The sequence below is a fragment of the Embleya sp. NPDC005575 genome, from assembly GCF_040605455.1.
GTDB lineage: Bacteria > Actinomycetota > Actinomycetes > Streptomycetales > Streptomycetaceae > Embleya.
The window spans coordinates 15,896-30,688 of record NZ_JBEXCV010000108.1 but is presented as its reverse complement, the minus strand read 5'-3'; the positions used below and the strand labels follow the sequence as shown (position 1 = coordinate 30,688).

General features: G+C 70.2%; 14 protein-coding genes and 1 pseudogene. 1 reads left to right on the top strand and 14 read right to left on the bottom strand.

Annotated features, from left to right (window positions below; all coding sequences use genetic code 11):
• Nucleotides 1–120 precede the first annotated feature (120 nt).
• The 7 genes from ABZS54_RS29440 to pgsA form a co-directional block, all read right to left on the bottom strand.
• Nucleotides 121–876, bottom strand: a complete 756-nt coding sequence (locus ABZS54_RS29440; protein WP_355542607.1) for a YebC/PmpR family DNA-binding transcriptional regulator — start codon at nucleotides 874–876, stop codon at nucleotides 121–123.
• Nucleotides 877–951: 75 nt separating this feature from the next.
• Nucleotides 952–1,563, bottom strand: coding sequence for a pyridoxal 5'-phosphate synthase glutaminase subunit PdxT (gene pdxT, locus ABZS54_RS29435; protein ID WP_355542605.1), 612 nt, complete (start codon nucleotides 1,561–1,563; stop codon nucleotides 952–954).
• Nucleotides 1,564–1,704: 141 nt separating this feature from the next.
• Nucleotides 1,705–2,649, bottom strand: a complete 945-nt coding sequence (pdxS, locus tag ABZS54_RS29430) for a pyridoxal 5'-phosphate synthase lyase subunit PdxS (RefSeq protein WP_052173616.1) — start codon at nucleotides 2,647–2,649, stop codon at nucleotides 1,705–1,707.
• An 87-nt stretch (nucleotides 2,650–2,736) separates the two neighbouring features.
• Entirely contained in the window at nucleotides 2,737–3,273 is a 537-nt protein-coding gene (locus tag ABZS54_RS29425; protein WP_355542609.1) for a hypothetical protein, read from the bottom strand.
• A gap of 228 nt (nucleotides 3,274–3,501) precedes the next feature.
• Nucleotides 3,502–4,623 carry a glycosyltransferase family 4 protein gene (locus ABZS54_RS29420; RefSeq protein ID WP_355542602.1) on the bottom strand — a complete coding sequence of 374 codons (1,122 nt, stop codon included), beginning with the start codon at nucleotides 4,621–4,623 and terminating at the stop codon, nucleotides 3,502–3,504.
• Nucleotides 4,620–5,546 carry a phosphatidylinositol mannoside acyltransferase gene (locus ABZS54_RS29415; protein WP_355542599.1) on the bottom strand — a complete coding sequence of 309 codons (927 nt, stop codon included), beginning with the start codon at nucleotides 5,544–5,546 and terminating at the stop codon, nucleotides 4,620–4,622. Before ABZS54_RS29415 ends, ABZS54_RS29420 begins: the two co-directional genes overlap by 4 nt.
• Nucleotides 5,543–6,181, bottom strand: a complete 639-nt coding sequence (gene pgsA, locus ABZS54_RS29410) for a phosphatidylinositol phosphate synthase (RefSeq protein WP_355542596.1) — start codon at nucleotides 6,179–6,181, stop codon at nucleotides 5,543–5,545. The genes ABZS54_RS29415 and pgsA overlap by 4 nt, the downstream gene beginning before the upstream one ends.
• 285 nt (nucleotides 6,182–6,466) lie before the next feature.
• Here pgsA and ABZS54_RS29405 point away from each other — a divergent pair, with 285 nt between their 5' ends.
• Nucleotides 6,467–8,626: an elongation factor G-like protein EF-G2 gene (locus ABZS54_RS29405; RefSeq protein ID WP_355542593.1), complete on the top strand. Its 2,160-nt coding sequence runs from the start codon at nucleotides 6,467–6,469 to the stop codon at nucleotides 8,624–8,626.
• A 378-nt stretch (nucleotides 8,627–9,004) separates the two neighbouring features.
• Here ABZS54_RS29405 and ABZS54_RS29400 read toward each other — a convergent pair whose 3' ends face one another.
• The 7 genes and pseudogenes from ABZS54_RS29400 to ABZS54_RS29370 form a co-directional block, all read right to left on the bottom strand.
• A complete protein-coding gene (locus ABZS54_RS29400; protein WP_355542590.1) occupies nucleotides 9,005–10,447 on the bottom strand; it encodes a hypothetical protein in 1,443 nt (480 codons plus the stop codon).
• A gap of 321 nt (nucleotides 10,448–10,768) precedes the next feature.
• Nucleotides 10,769–12,022: a glycosyltransferase 87 family protein gene (locus ABZS54_RS29395; protein WP_355542587.1), complete on the bottom strand. Its 1,254-nt coding sequence runs from the start codon at nucleotides 12,020–12,022 to the stop codon at nucleotides 10,769–10,771.
• Entirely contained in the window at nucleotides 12,019–12,423 is a 405-nt protein-coding gene (locus tag ABZS54_RS29390) for a DUF393 domain-containing protein (protein ID WP_355542584.1), read from the bottom strand. Before ABZS54_RS29390 ends, ABZS54_RS29395 begins: the two co-directional genes overlap by 4 nt.
• A gap of 121 nt (nucleotides 12,424–12,544) precedes the next feature.
• Nucleotides 12,545–13,105: an HIT domain-containing protein gene (locus ABZS54_RS29385; protein WP_355542581.1), complete on the bottom strand. Its 561-nt coding sequence runs from the start codon at nucleotides 13,103–13,105 to the stop codon at nucleotides 12,545–12,547.
• A gap of 113 nt (nucleotides 13,106–13,218) precedes the next feature.
• Nucleotides 13,219–13,998, bottom strand: coding sequence for a DISARM system phospholipase D-like protein DrmC (gene drmC, locus ABZS54_RS29380; RefSeq protein ID WP_355542578.1), 780 nt, complete (start codon nucleotides 13,996–13,998; stop codon nucleotides 13,219–13,221).
• Entirely contained in the window at nucleotides 13,995–14,303 is a 309-nt protein-coding gene (locus ABZS54_RS29375; protein ID WP_355542575.1) for a DUF1998 domain-containing protein, read from the bottom strand. Before ABZS54_RS29375 ends, drmC begins: the two co-directional genes overlap by 4 nt.
• A gap of 130 nt (nucleotides 14,304–14,433) precedes the next feature.
• Nucleotides 14,434–14,586 (bottom strand): annotated as a pseudogene (locus ABZS54_RS29370) (SNF2-related protein); the annotation flags it as partial.
• Nucleotides 14,587–14,793: the final 207 nt, after the last annotated feature.

Here is a 14,793-nt window from a genome sequence, read left to right as displayed (position 1 = left end):
CAGCCCGAACCAGTCGGCGGAGGTGACGCCGGAGCAGTTGCCGCCGACCCCACGCGCGTTCGCGAAATGCGACCGGTGTCGTCGCGATCCTCGCCGGCCGCACGACCGATGCCGCGAGCCCTACTCGGCGTTGATGCTCTCCATAACCGCGTCGCTCACGTCGAAGTTCGCCCAGACTTCCTGCACGTCGTCGCTGTCCTCCAGCGCTTCGATCAGCCGGAAGATCTTGCGCGCGCCCTCTTCGTCCAGCTCGACCGAGACACTGGGGATGAAGTTGGCGTCCGCCGAGTCGTAGTCGATCCCGGCGTCCACGAGCGCGGTCCGCACGGCGACCATGTCGGTCGCCTCACTGACCACCTCGTAGGTGTCGCCGAGGTCGTTGACCTCTTCGGCGCCGGCGTCGAGCACCGCGCCGAGCACGTCGTCTTCGCTCAGGTCGTTCTTCGGCACGATTACTACACCCTTGCGGGTGAACATGTACGACACCGAGCCGGGGTCGGCCATCGAGCCGCCGTTGCGCGTCATCGCGACCCGCACATCCGACGCCGCGCGGTTGCGGTTGTCGGTGAGGCACTCGATCAGCACCGCGACACCGTTCGGTCCGTACCCCTCGTACGTGATCGACTGGTAGTCGGCGCCGCCCGCCTCCGCACCGGAGCCGCGCTTGACCGCGCGGTCGATGTTGTCGTTCGGGACCGAGGACTTCTTGGCCTTTTGAATGGCGTCGTAGAGCGTCGGGTTGCCGGCGATGTCACCGCCGCCGGTGCGTGCCGCCACCTCGACGTTCTTGATCAGCTTGGCGAAGAGCTTTCCGCGCCTGGCGTCGATGACGGCCTTTTTGTGCTTGGTGGTCGCCCACTTCGAGTGGCCGGACATCCGCCTCTACTCCTTCGGGTCGCGGGTGCACTGCACGGGCCTGTACAGGCTGGAAGATCCTACCGGCGCGCGGACTCAGAGCGTGGCACGGACCATGTCCACGAAGTACGCGTGCACCCGCCGGTCGGGGGTGAGCTCCGGGTGGAAGGACGTGGCGAGCAGGTTGCCCTGGCGTACCGCGACGATGCGATCCGCGTACGGCTCGGCGGTCAGCCGGGCGAGCACCTCGACCTCGGCGCCGACCGACTCGACCCACGGGGCGCGGATGAACACGCCGTGGATGGGGTCGCCGCCGGCCAGTCCCGCGAACGGGACGTCGGCCTCGAACGAGTCGTTCTGCCGGCCGAACGCGTTGCGCCGCACGATCATGTCGATCCCGCCGACCGTCTCCTGGTCCTCGCGACCGTCCAGGATCTTGTCGGCGAGCATGATCATGCCCGCACACGAGCCGTAGACCGGCATGCCGCCCACGACCCGCTCGCGCAGCGCCGGGAACAGCCCGAAGGACACCGCGAGCTTGGACATCGTGGTCGACTCGCCGCCGGGTATGACGAGCGCGTCGAGTTCGGCGAACTCCTCGACCTTGCGCACCGGGCGTGCGATCGCGTCGAGTTCGGCCAGCGCGATGGCGTGTTCGCGCACGTCGCCCTGGAGGGCGAGGACACCGATGATGGGAGTGGTGGACACGTCAACCCCGTCCGGTCGTAGGTACCGAGCCGGGCCCGGACGCGTTCGCGTCCGGGCCCGGCTCACAGCTTGTTCGAGTGCGCGAAGTGCTTTCGCGTGCGCGCGGTGCTGTTCGAGGCGCGAAGGGCTCGAAGGCGCGAGCTACCAGCCGCGACCGGCGTAACGCTGCTCGGCCGGGAGGGTGTCGATGTTGATGCCGACCATCGCCTCGCCCAGACCGCGCGAGACCTTGGCGATCACGTCCGGGTCGTCGAAGTGCAGGGTCGCGTCCACGATCGCCTTGGCCCGCTTGGCCGGGTCGCCGGACTTGAAGATGCCCGAGCCGACGAACACGCCCTCGGCGCCGAGCTGCATCATCATCGACGCGTCGGCCGGGGTGGCGATGCCGCCCGCGGTGAACAGCACGACGGGCAGCTTGCCGGCCTCGGCGACCTCCTTGACCAGCGCGTACGGCGCCTGGAGGTTCTTCGCGGCGACGAACAGCTCGTCCTCGTCCAGCACCGAGAGCTGCTTGATGTCCTTGAGGATGGTGCGCATGTGCCGGGTGGCCTCGACCACATTGCCGGTGCCGGCCTCACCCTTGGAGCGGATCATCGCCGCACCCTCGGTGATCCGGCGCAGCGCCTCGCCGAGGTTGGTCGCACCACACACGAAGGGGGTGGTGAACTTCCACTTGTTGATGTGGTTCGACTCGTCGGCCGGGGTCAGCACCTCGGACTCGTCGATGTAGTCCACACCGAGCGACTGCAGGACCTGGGCCTCGGCGAAGTGGCCGATCCGAGCCTTGGCCATCACCGGGATGGACACGGCGCCGATGATGCCGTCGATCATGTCCGGGTCGGACATGCGCGCGACGCCGCCGTCCTTGCGGATGTCGGCCGGCACGCGCTCGAGCGCCATGACGGCGACCGCGCCCGCGTCCTCGGCGATCTTGGCCTGCTCGGCGTTGACGACGTCCATGATCACGCCGCCCTTGAGCTGCTCGGCCATGCCGCGCTTGACCAGGTCGGTGCCGGTCTGGGGGCTTGCGGGGGTGGTGGACACGGATGACCTCACACAGGTGCGAACGACGACGGTTGGCTCCATCGTACGGGTGAGGTGGATCCTAATGTCATGCCACCCCGGCAAATTACCCGGGCCAATCTGTCCACGGTGGCCTTTGTGTGGCTCCCGTCAGGACCCACCGGGCTGCAATGTGCGCGGCTCCTCGTCGTCCATCTCGAAGGTGACCGGGTACGGGGCATGGCCCGCGAGCCGCAGATAGCGCACCAATCGGTGGCGGCGCACCGCACGGGCGCCGCGGACCGCGTCGTTGTGGAAGCGCCGGGCCATCGGTACGCGCCGGACCGCGGTCTGTAGTTCGGCGACCAGTTCCGCGCCGCCGGGTCGGGCCCGCAGGTCCTCCGCCTGGGCGGGGTCCTCGAACAGGAACCGCAGCGCGCGGGTCAGGTCGCTCTCCGCCACCTCACGCTCGTCCTCGGCCGCGTTGCGCGCCTCGTGCGCGGCACCGGCCAAGACCAGCGAGGAGGCCGGATCGAGCAGCCCGGAGGTGGCGATCTCCTGCGCGACCGCGGAACGCCGCAACAACTGCGCGTCCAATGCGGCCCGACTCGAGTCCACCCGCGCGTGCAACCGGTCGAGTCGCCCCGCGGTCCAGCTGAGATAGACACCGACCGCAAGCACCGCGAGCAGAATCCAGATGACAGTCATCACCCGGCGACCCTAATACCGCCGACCCAACCAACCCCCGACCCGACCAACACTTCCGGCCGCCCTTCACCTCGCCAGACCAACCCGACAGCCCGGCCAAGCAACCCAACAGCCCGGCCGGCGCTTGAGGCCACCCATCAGCCCGGCCGGCGCTTGAGGCCACCCCATCAGCCCGGCCGGCGCTTGAGGCCACCCCATCAGCCCGGGCGGCGCTTGAGGCCAACCCCGCTACGCAGCCGGCGCCCCCGCAGTGACCGTCTCGTACACGCCCAGGATGTCCGTCCCGACGGTCTCCCAGTCGTACCGCTGCACATGCTTGCGCCCGACCTCCCGCAACGCACCCCTCCGCACCGGATCCCGAAGCAGCGCCACCGCCGCGGCGGCAAGTGCCGGGGCGTCCTCCACCGCGAACAACTCCCCCGCCCGCCCGCCGTCCAGCACCTGCCGAAACGCGTCCAAATCGCTCGCCAGCACCGGCGCCGACGCCGACATCGCCTCGACCAGGATGATCCCGAAGCTCTCGCCGCCGGTGTTGGGCGCCACGTACACATCCACACTGCGCAGCAGTCGGGCCTTGTCCAGGTCGCTGACCATGCCCAGGAAGGTGATCTGTCCGCGCAACGCCTCCGGCAGGTCCGCCACCGCCTCTTCCGCGTCCCCGCGCCCGGCCACCAGCAGCCGCACGCCCGGGAACGCCTCGACGATCCGCGGAAACGCCTCCATCAGCGTGGGCAGTCCCTTGCGCGACTCGTCGATCCGGCCGATGAAGCCGATGGTGGGCGCCTCGGGAGTGCCCTGCCACAGGGGCTCCACGGGTGCGCCGGCGAAGAAGCCGACGTCCACGCCGTTGGGGATGACCACCGCGTCGCCGCCGAGGTGTTCGACCAGGGTGCGGCGCGCGTACTCGCTGACCGCGATCCGGGCGCTGATCTTCTCCAGCGCGGGCTGCAGGATCGGATAGGCCGCGATCATCGCGCGCGAGCGGGTGTTGGAGGTGTGGAAGGTGGCCACCACCGGGCCGGACGCGGCCCAGCAGGCGAGCAACGACAGGCTGGGCGTGGCCGGTTCGTGGATGTGCAGCACGTCGAAGTGCCCGTCGTGGATCCACCGACGCACCCGCGCGGCGGACAGGAAGCCGAAGTTGAGCCGCGCCACCGAGCCGTTGTAGCGCACCGGTACGGCCCGCCCGGCCGGTACCACGTAGTCCGGCAGCGGGGTGTCGTCGTCCGCCGGCGCCAGCACCGACACCTCGTGCCCGCGCGCGATCAGGTTCGCCGCGAGGTCCCGCACGTGGTACTGCACACCGCCCGGCACGTCCCACGAGTAGGGGCACACGACGCCGATCCTCACTTGGCCTCCCCGATCCGGGCGAGCCGGCGTCGGTCCAGATCGGCAATCCACAGCGGCTGAAGCATGTGCCAGTCCTGCGGGTCGCGCGCGATCGCTCGGGCGTAGGCGTCCGCGACCCGCTGGGTCATCACCGCGATCTTCTCCCGGCGGTCGCCCTCGCCGGGCACCTCGATCTCGGGATGCAGCGTGGCCCGGAGAATTTTGCCGTCCCACGCGAGGGTGACCGGGATCAGCGCCGCGCCGGTCTGCACGGCCAGCGCGGCCGGGCCGGCCGCCATCCGGGTCTGCTCGCCGAAGAAGGTCACCGGCACGCCCGCGGTGGTCAGGTCGCGGTCGGAGAGCAGGCACAACAGCCGGCCCTCGCGCAGCCGGCGCGCCAGCGTGCCGAACGTGTTGCCCTCGCCGCCGGTGAGTGGCAGCACCTCCATGCCCAGCGACTCGCGATAGTCCAGGAAGCGCTTGTACAGCGACTCCGGCTTCAGTCGTTCGGCGACCGTGGTGAACGGATAGCCCTTGAGCGTGATCCAGGCGCCGGCGTGGTCCCAGTTGCCCATGTGCGGAAGCGCGAAGATCACGCCCTTGCCGCGGGCGCTGCACTTGTCCAGCAGGGTCAGGTCGCACTCCATCCGGGCCAGCACCGTCTCGCGGTCCCAGACCGGCAGCCGAAACGCCTCCTGGTAGTAGCGCAGGTAGGAGCGCATGCCCTCGCGGGAGAGCGCGCGAAGTTGCTCGGGCGTGGCATCGGATCCCACGACGCGACGCAGATTGGCCTCCAACTGCAGCACGCCGCCACCGCGCCGCCGCCAGACCAGGTCGGCGATCCGCCGGAAGGCCGCCGTGGCGACCGGTTCGGGCAGCCGCTTGACCACGGACCAGCCCAGGGCGTACCCGGTGTCGGCCAGCCGCTGCCCGAGGTCGGTCATGCCTTGTCACCTCCGGACACCGCGTTGTCGATCGCGGATGCCGAGCGATACACCGCGATCATCCGCTGGAAGACCGTGATCAGACTGCCCACCGCGATGAACCACAGCGCGGCTTCCTGGATGTACGGGACACCCATTCCGGCGAGACCGGTCGCCACCAGCGAGATGACCAGCCGCTCGGCCCGCTCGATCAGTCCGGAGACGTCGCAGGCCAGGCCCAGGCTCTCGGCCCTGGCCTTGCAGTACGACACGACCTGGCCGGACCCGAGGCAGAAGATCGCCAGGATGCACATACGCAGGTTGTCGCCGTCACCGGCGAACCAGATCGCCAGCGCGCCGAAGATCGCGGCGTCCGCGACCCGGTCCAGCGTGGAGTCGAGGAAGGCCCCCCATTTGGTCGAGCGGCCCAACTGGCGCGCCATGTTGCCGTCGACCAGGTCGGAGAAGATGAACGCGGTGATGACGAGCGTGCCGGTGAGGAACCAGCCGATCGGGAAGAACACCAGCGCCGCGACGACCACCCCGAGGGTGCCGATCAGCGTCACCGTGTCCGGACTCACGTTGTGGCGCAGCAGAAAGCTCGCGAACGGGGTGAGCACACGCGTGAAGAAGGCACGAGCGTATTTGTTGAGCATCGCCTTCCCGAGGGATTGCCGGGGCGGCGGGGGATCCGGTGGACTCGACCCGCCTGGTGCGCCCATCGTACTGACGCGGTCGCACCTCCCGAGCCCCCCGTCGCCCGGGCGTGCCGCGTTGGAGAACATCACGTACGGCGAGGACACTTGTACTCGGTCGGACGTCGGGGCAATGCTGCCGTTCAGGAATCGATTTGCGGACGTTGGCGTACCGACGACCGACTTGCACCTGCGCGTCCGGGACGTCGACGACGACCGCACAGATGGACAACCAGGAGGTGGCACATGGCGGATAAATCCGGAGCCAGCGCCGGAACCGTCGGCAGGGTAACCGCGCCGGCGAGCCCGGACTCGGTGCGCAACGTGGTGCTGGTGGGCCACACGGGGGCGGGCAAGACGACATTGGTGGAGTCCCTGCTCGTGGCGACCGGGACGATTCCCCGGGCCGGTCGCGTCGAGGACGGGACGACCGTGTCCGACTTCGAGGACATCGAACACCGCCAGCACCGCTCGGTGGCGCTGTCGCTGTCCCCCGTCGAATTCGACGGCGTGAAGATCAACCTGCTCGACACCCCCGGCTACGCGGACTTCGTCGGCGACCTGCGGGCGGGCCTGCGCGCCGCGGACGCCGCGCTGTTCGTGGTCTCGGCGGCCGACGGCGTGGACGGTTCGACCCGGATGCTCTGGGACGAGTGCGCCTCGGTCGGCATGCCCCGTGCGATCGTGATCACCAAGCTCGACCAGGCGCGCGCCGACTTCGACGAGATGGTGCTGATCTGCCAGCGGGTGTTCGGCGACCCCGACTCGGACACCGTGCTGCCGCTGTACCTGCCGCTGCACGGCGAGGACGAGGGCGTCGCGGGCCTGATGGGCCTGCTCACCCAGCGGGTCTACGACTACTCCTCCGGCACCCGCGAGACGCTCGACCCCGACCCCGAGCACCTGCCGCTGATCGAGGACGCCCGCAACCGGCTGATCGAGGGCATCATCGCGGAGAGCGAGGACGAGTCCCTGATGGACCGCTATCTCTCCGGCGAGCAGATCGAGGTCGACACGCTGATCGCCGACCTGGAGACCGCGGTCGCACGCGGTTCGTTCTACCCGGTGCTCGCCGTCGCGCCCGACGGGTTGGGCACCATCGAACTCCTGGAAGGCATCGTCCGGGCCTGTCCGGCGCCGCCGGAGCACGAGGTGCTGCCGGTCACCACCCCCGACGGCAAGCCCCGCGACCCGCTGACCTGCGACCCCGAGGGCCCGCTCGCCGCCGAGGTGGTCAAGACGACGTCCGACCCGTACGTGGGCCGGATCTCGCTGGTCCGGGTCTTCTCCGGCACATTGCGCCCGGACATGACGGTGCACGTCTCGGGGCACGGCATGGCCGATCGCGGACACGAGGACCACGATCTGGACGAGCGGATCGGCGCGATGTCGATCCCGCTGGGCAAACATCAGCGCTCGCTCAACCGCGGCATCGCCGGCGACATCGTCGCGATCGCCAAGCTGACCCGGGCCGAGACCGGCGACACCATCTCGGACAAGGACGATCCGCTCCTGATGGAGCCGTGGATGATGCCCGACCCGCTGCTGCCGGTCGCCATCCGTGCCCACAGCAAGTCCGACGAGGACAAGCTCTCCCAGTCGCTCGCCCGCCTGGTCGCCGAGGACCCCACGCTGCGCCTGGAGCACAACATCGACACCCACCAACTGGTCCTGTGGTGCATGGGTGAGGCGCACGTCGAGGTACTGCTCGACCGGTTGCGCAGCCGCTACGGCGTCGCGGTGGACGCGGTCGCACACAAGGTGTCGCTGCGCGAGACGTTCGCGGAGAAGGCCAGCGGGCGCGGTCGACACGTGAAACAGTCCGGCGGACACGGCCAGTTCGCGATCTGCGAGATCGACGTCGAACCGCTGCCCGGCGGGTCCGGGTTCGAGTTCGTCGACAAGGTCTTCGGCGGGGCGGTGCCGCGCAACTTCATCCCGTCCGTGGAGAAGGGCGTCCGGGCACAGATGGAGAAGGGCGTCGCGGCCGGCTACCCGATGGTCGACCTGCGGGTGACGCTGACCGACGGCAAGGCACACTCGGTCGACTCGTCCGACATGGCCTTCCAGATGGCGGGCGCGCTGGCATTGCGCGAGGCTGCCGCAAGCACCCGGATCCACCTGCTGGAGCCGGTCTCGGAGGTACGGGTCACCGTCTCCGACGAGTACGTCGGCGGCGTACTCAGCGACCTGAGCTCGCGCCGAGGCCGGGTGGTGGGCACCGAACCGATCGGCTCGGGCCGCACCCTGATCCGCGCCGAGGTCCCGGAGATCGAGATCAGCCGCTACGCGATCGACCTGCGCTCGATCAGCCACGGCACGGGCCAATTCGCCCGCACATACTGCCGACACGACCCCATGCCCCCGCAACTCGCGGCAAAGGTGACAACCGACGCGGACTCCTGACCGAACGCCACGACGACGGGCAGAGAGCGCGCAGGGAAACCCCACCGCGCCACGCATGAGAACCCCGCTTCCGACGCGGCCGGCCGACCCGACTGCCCCCAGCCACGGGCGGCCGGCCCCACCGCGTCGGACACACCTCCACCACGCGACCAACCCCCAGCGGAGCACCCGCCCAAGCCGCACTCGCCGCGCTGCGCACGAGAAGCCCCACAACGGAGCAGCCGGCCGCCCACACGGCAGACGAGCAACATCCCCACGACCCCCGCCCACCCCACAGCCGCGTAGCGGACGGGCAGCACGAGCGCGGAGTGCTCCGATGCTCCGCCGCAGGCGGTGAGTGGTCGGCCTCGGTGTGGGGCGGGCCGCTGTCGGCTCCGGTCAGGGAATCGGCAGTGGCTCGTCCAATGCCGCCAATGACAGCAGCACGGTCGCCGATGTCCATGCCAGGGGCGCGACCGAGGCCGGCTTGCCGTGTTTGTCGACCTTTTCGGGCAGTGATCCGTATGCCGTCCGGTGGTCGGCGAGCCAGTCCAGCCGGCGTTCCGCGCCGGCCCGGTCCCCGCTCGCTGCGCTGAACAGTGCAAAGGACGCGGTTTCCGGGGTCCAGGCCGCGGTGGGGTCGCCGGCCCAGTGTTCGCCCGGCAGGATGCCTCCGTTGGGCAGGGTGAGCAGCCCCGCGGATCGGCGGACCGCGCTCGCGATCCCGCCGTCCGCGCGAGCGAACGGCGGTCCCAGCCAGGTCACCGCCGTGTCCGCGCCGCCCTTGGCCGACGCCGTGCGTGGGTAGCCGTGCCGCCCGAAGACGTCCCGGATGCCGCGGTCGAGGCGGTCCGAGGCACCTGCCCAGCGCTGCGCGTCGGGCGCGCTTCCGGTCCGCCGTGCCAGGTCGGCGGCGGATCGCAGTCCGGCCGACAGGGGTGCCGCAGTGCCCAGGGTGACCTGGTCGGTGCGGGTTTCCCAATAGTCCGAACCCCGTGGCGGCAGCCCGTTCGTGCGCAGCCGACCGGCCGCGGCGTCACTGGCCTTGCGTACCGTCGGCCACAGCTCGCCGAGCGCTGCCACGGTCTCCGGGGCCTTGGGATCCTGGTGGACGTACCAGAACCAGACCGCCCACGGCACCCATCCGTTCCCGTCCAACTGGGCCGCCCGCTTGTCGCCGACCGGCCCGCCGTCCAGCCGGTAGCGCGCCTCCCACGTGCCGTCGGGACGCTGTAGCGCGGCCAATCGGCGCAGCACCGCGAGTGCCTCCCGGTCGTGCCCGGTGGCGGTGAAGGCCGCCGCGACCCAGGCCGCGTCACGTGGCCAGACGTACTTCCAGATCCCGAACCAGGCCGCCGCCACCGACCCGTCGGGCTGGGTCAGCACCCGCATGTCCAGCAGCGCGCGCTCGGCCATCGCCCGGTATCGCGGGGTCGCGCCCGGGACGGTGCCCTGCGCGAGCCAGGCCCGCTCGGCGTCGGTGGGCGGCGCCGCGGGCGCGTCGGTGGGGAGCGCGATCGGTCCCTCGGGCCCGGGTATGACGCCGCCGAGGAGCAGCGGTCGCGTGGTGCGCGGCGGCGGCGCCGCGCCGCCGACCGTGACGATGATGCCGAGCGCGATGAGCAGGCCGACCATGGCGATGCCGATTGAGCGGACCTTGCCGAGGGGCCGGATCCTGCCCCCTGGCCGACGGCTGCCCGTGGTGCCACTGGCGGGGCCACCGGCGATCCGGTCGGCGCCGAGGGGTCGAGCCTTGTCGCCCATGTGCGCCGTCTCCGCCCCCATGCCCCTCGCCGCCTTGGTCGCGGCCGGGCCGATCCCCGTTCGGCTCAGTCTAGGCATGATCGGATCATCGTTCGAACCGGCATGCGACCCCCGTCGAACCCCCGCCTCGGGCGTGGTCGCGATCGACCCACCGAACCCGCGTCGAGTCCGGCCGCGTGGAGTCCGACGGCGCGAGGTCCGGCCGGCGCGGGGCCCACAAGAGCCGATCCCTACCGGGCGCAGCCAAACGCACCGCCCGCCGAGCACAGCACCGAGCACAACGCCGAACGTGCCGCCCGCCCCTCGCGCCGTCGCCCGCATCGCGCCCACCTCGCCGTACGACCCATCCGCATCCGCCACGGCGGCGGACGGGACGGATCGGCTGAAAGTATGACGAGTCTACGAAGAGGGATCCGGATCAGGCTCGGCGGTCGGGGTCAAACCGGTCGAACAGGTGAATTGGCGGCGATCGGCGAACAGTACCCACGCGGCCACGATCAACCCGGTCACGGCGACGAGCACATACGCGTTGCCCACGATCAGCTGCCGGCCGTGCAGGTTCAGCTCGCCACCGTCGCCGTACGGCACCGTCCACACGATCCCGCTCGGCAGCACCCCGGACACCCGGGCACGCTCCATCGGATAGGCCGCGGCGACCGCGAGCACCGCCACCAACGGGCCCCAGGCCACCGGCGTCCGGGTGCGCCGGACCCGGTCGGCGAGCACGATCACCAGTGGCAGCGCCCACACCCAGTGATGTGTCCAGGAGATCGGCGACACCAGCAGCGCGGTCAGCGCACAACGACCCATCCCGGCCAGTGCCGCCCCGCGCCTCGCCGCCACGACCGCCAGCGTCATACCCAGCGCCGCGACCAGGACCGCGAGCAGCGGCCACAACCATCCCGGCGGGGACTGTGCGCCGAACTGCCGGGTCACCGCACCGTTTACGGACTGGTTGCCGGGGAACTGGGCCAGCCCGATCCGGGTGTCGTCCAGGAACAACCCGCCCCAGTAGTCCGCACATTCACGCGGCAGCACCGCGAACGCCGCGGCGACCGTGCCGACGAACACGCCCAGCGCGGTCAATCCCTCGCGCACACGTCCGGTCAGGAACAGGTACGGGATGAAGATCGCCGGGGTGAGCTTGAGCCCGGCGGCCAATCCGACGCCGACCCCGGTGAACCGGGCGCCGCGCGGGCGGGCGAAGTCGGTCAGCACCAGGACCAGGAGCAGCAGGTTGACCTGCCCGAAGCGCAGGTTCTCCTGGACGGGCTCGGTCCACAACAGGGCGGCGGCGCTCAGCGCGGTCGCTCGTACCCGGTCGTCGCCGCGCAGCCCGAGGATCCCCCAGGCCAGCCAGGTCGCCGTGCCGAGCAACGCCAGATTGCCCACCACCCCCACCACCTCGACCGCGCCCCACGGCAGCCAGGCCAACGGCGTGAAGGTCAACCCGGCCCACGGCGTGTAGGTGAACGGCAGCCGCTTCGGCCGGATCGTGTACAGGTCACCGTGGCCGGCGAGCACGTCCACGCCGCCCTGGCGATAGACCCGCAAATCCCCCAGCCACCACATGTCCGCCGTCCCGAAGGTGCCCAGGAGCAGATAGGCGGTGAGCGAGCACGCGGCCACCGCAAGAGCCGCCCGGCGGGTCACCCCGCAGCGTTGACGGTGTCCGGCCGCAGGTGCGCGGGCATCGCACACGCGGGAGTTCCGCCGGGCATGCGATCGCGGTTGTCCGCGACCAGGCGGTACACGCCGTGCGCGGCGATGCTGACCGGCGGCACCCGCAGCGCGGCGCCGGCGAGGGCCCACGGGCCGCCGGCGTTCATCAGCAGCTTGGCCACCGCGTGGTGTCCGCCGTACACGGTGCCGACGGGGGTCACCCACAACACCTCGTGCTCGGCGCGGTGCTGCTCGACGCCGAGTTCCTCCAGTTCGGCGAACTGCCAAGCCACCACGTCGGCGGCGAACGGAATGTGTTTCCGCGCGAACTCCACCGACCGGGTACAAAAACCGCAGTCGCCGTCGTACACGAGAACCGGTCGTGCGCTCAAAGCTCTTCTCCTTGCCAACAGCCGCTTGGATCCTGCCATCGGACCGACTCCGCCCACCGGTTCCGCGCCCACCCGCTGTGTCCGCAGGCAGTGCGCGCTCCTCGGATGCCGATCGACCCGGTCAGTCGATCGGCCACGCGGAGGCCAACATCTCGCGGGTGTCCGCCAGCAGTTGCGGGAGCACCTTGGTGTGCCCGACCACGGGCATGAAGTTGGTGTCGCCGCCCCAGCGCGGCACCAGGTGCTGGTGCAGGTGCGCCGCGATCCCCGCCCCGGCGACGTGGCCCTGGTTCATCCCGATATTGAAACCCTGCGCGCCGGACACCTTGCGCAGAGTGGCCATCGCAAGCTTGGTGAACCGGGCGAGCTCTATCGTCTCCGCGTCGTCCAGGTCGGTGTAGTCCGCGACGTGCCGGTAGGGCACCACCATCAGGTGACCGCCGTTGTACGGGTACAGATTCAGCACCGCGTAGACCTGCTCACCCCGCGCGACGACGAGCCCGTCGACATCGCGCAACGACGGAATCCGGCAGAACGGGCACCCGTCGTCGGGAGTCGGCCCCGACGGCTTGTTCTCACCCTTGATGTACGCCATCCGATGGGGAGTCCACAGCCGGGCAAAGGCATCCGGCCCCCCAACCCCATCCTGGATCTCGGGCTCGCTCGTCATGCCAGGAAGCATATGCCGCCGGCCGGTCCGCCCATCATCGGGCCGAACGCGCCGGCCTCTGCGGGCCACGGTACGCACGTCGCGCGTTCGGTGGAGTCGGCTCCCGCCAAGATGGGTGATGGCGCTCACGCGGACATGAGCACCGGTTCCAAGGGCCCTCGGCCCGGTCTCATCAGCGAGCGAAAGTGATCGACAACCCGGGCCACCACAACTGCGTCCCGCAGCACGAGGCCAACCTCGATGTTGTCCGCCAGGGCCCTATCGGTCAGGTTGGCGCTGCCCAACAGCATGAAGTCGCTGTCGGCGGCGATCAGCTTCGCGTGCAGCGCCGCGTCGCCGGTTCGGCGTCCCCTGGGCCAATGCCACAGACGGACGCGATGTTCGAGATCGCCGAAGGCACGCGACGCGTCCGTGGAGGTTTCCAGAACAAGATCGACGTCCACTCCTCGATCGGCCGCCCGGCCCAATTCCTCGACGATCGCCCGTACTCCATACGCCGCGAAGCTGACCACCAGCAGCGACGAACGAGCCCGTGCTATCACGTCCAGTGCCACGCTGGCGGTCAATCGCACTGGTACGGCGGGGCTCGACGGTCCGGTCACGACGACCTGCACGTCGTGCTCGGCGCGCATGGCCTCGTACTGCGCCGCAGCCGACTCCAATGCCAGGGCAATGGCGGACCCGGGCAATTCCGGGGCTTCTCGTCGCCACGTCGTGATCAGGAGCGTCGTTTCCGCCGCGAGCCCCGATCCCGAGCGCGCGGTCAACAAGCGCACCTCGGCATCCGGTGTCGGCCCGGACAACGCACTCAGGACGGCGCCCCACTCACGCCGATAGCCGGGTGGCAATCGACGCACCAGCCGCGCCAACACACTGGGCAACGTCCGGGCACCGACCGCACTCATGTGCCGAAGAAGGCGCCGGAACCGCCCGCGAGCGTGTCGACCAGCAGTCGACGATCCAAGTGGTGATTGCCGTTTTCACACGACGTCTCGGCGGCGAACAGGCACGCGTGGCAGGCCGCTCCGTGCAGTCGCCCACCGATCCGGGGATCGTGCTCCGCGCACAGCGGATCGGAGCTGCACAGGCGGGCCGCCTCGATGGCCTGGCTCAGCAGGCCACCGAGGCGATCCTGGCGTCCGAGGCTGACCAGGCCGCCGAGAGTTCCCTCGCTGTCCGGGGCCGCCGTGTACAACAGAATGCCCGCCATCGGTTCGCCACCCGAACGGGCTGGATTCAGTTCCTTCGTGGAAGGACGCGTAGAACCTCGTCAATCCTTCGTTTCGTTGCACCAAAGCCTCACCGAGGATGCGGAAGTCCATCCCGAACTTGTCCCGCATCTCGTCGCGCCACTGGAGCGTCAGGCTCGCCGGGCACACGATGAGCATCGTCCGCGCGCGGTGACGCAGTATCAGCTCCTGCATCACCAGGCCGGCCTCGATGGTCTTGCCGAGGCCGACGTCGTCGGCGATGAGCAGGTTGGTCCGCGGCATGCGCAGCGCGCGTACGACCGGATCGAGTTGATAGTCCTCGATCTTGATCCCGGAACGGAACGGCGCCTGTAGCGCGGTGTGGTCGGCGGACGCCACCGCGCCCCATCGCACGGCGTCGAGGAAGGCGTCGAGGCGGTCGGCGTCGTCGAACCCCTCGGCCGGGTTCGGCAGCCGATGCCGGTCGTGTGCGACCGCGCCATATTCCAG

What these genes read in the sequence shown, in the direction of transcription:
- ABZS54_RS29440 (WP_355542607.1), bottom strand. Translation starts at nt 876, where the DNA reads ATGTCCGGCCACTCGAAGTGGGCGACCACCAAGCACAAAAAGGCCGTC.
- pdxS (WP_052173616.1), bottom strand. Translation starts at nt 2,649, where the DNA reads ATGGAGCCAACCGTCGTCGTTCGCACCTGTGTGAGGTCATCCGTGTCC.
- ABZS54_RS29425 (WP_355542609.1), bottom strand. Translation starts at nt 3,273, where the DNA reads ATGACTGTCATCTGGATTCTGCTCGCGGTGCTTGCGGTCGGTGTCTAT.
- ABZS54_RS29415 (WP_355542599.1), bottom strand. Translation starts at nt 5,546, where the DNA reads ATGACCGACCTCGGGCAGCGGCTGGCCGACACCGGGTACGCCCTGGGC.
- pgsA (WP_355542596.1), bottom strand. Translation starts at nt 6,181, where the DNA reads ATGCTCAACAAATACGCTCGTGCCTTCTTCACGCGTGTGCTCACCCCG.
- ABZS54_RS29405 (WP_355542593.1), top strand. Translation starts at nt 6,467, where the DNA reads ATGGCGGATAAATCCGGAGCCAGCGCCGGAACCGTCGGCAGGGTAACC.
- ABZS54_RS29400 (WP_355542590.1), bottom strand. Translation starts at nt 10,447, where the DNA reads ATGCCTAGACTGAGCCGAACGGGGATCGGCCCGGCCGCGACCAAGGCG.
- ABZS54_RS29385 (WP_355542581.1), bottom strand. Translation starts at nt 13,105, where the DNA reads ATGCTTCCTGGCATGACGAGCGAGCCCGAGATCCAGGATGGGGTTGGG.
- drmC (WP_355542578.1), bottom strand. Translation starts at nt 13,998, where the DNA reads ATGAGTGCGGTCGGTGCCCGGACGTTGCCCAGTGTGTTGGCGCGGCTG.
- ABZS54_RS29375 (WP_355542575.1), bottom strand. Translation starts at nt 14,303, where the DNA reads ATGGCGGGCATTCTGTTGTACACGGCGGCCCCGGACAGCGAGGGAACT.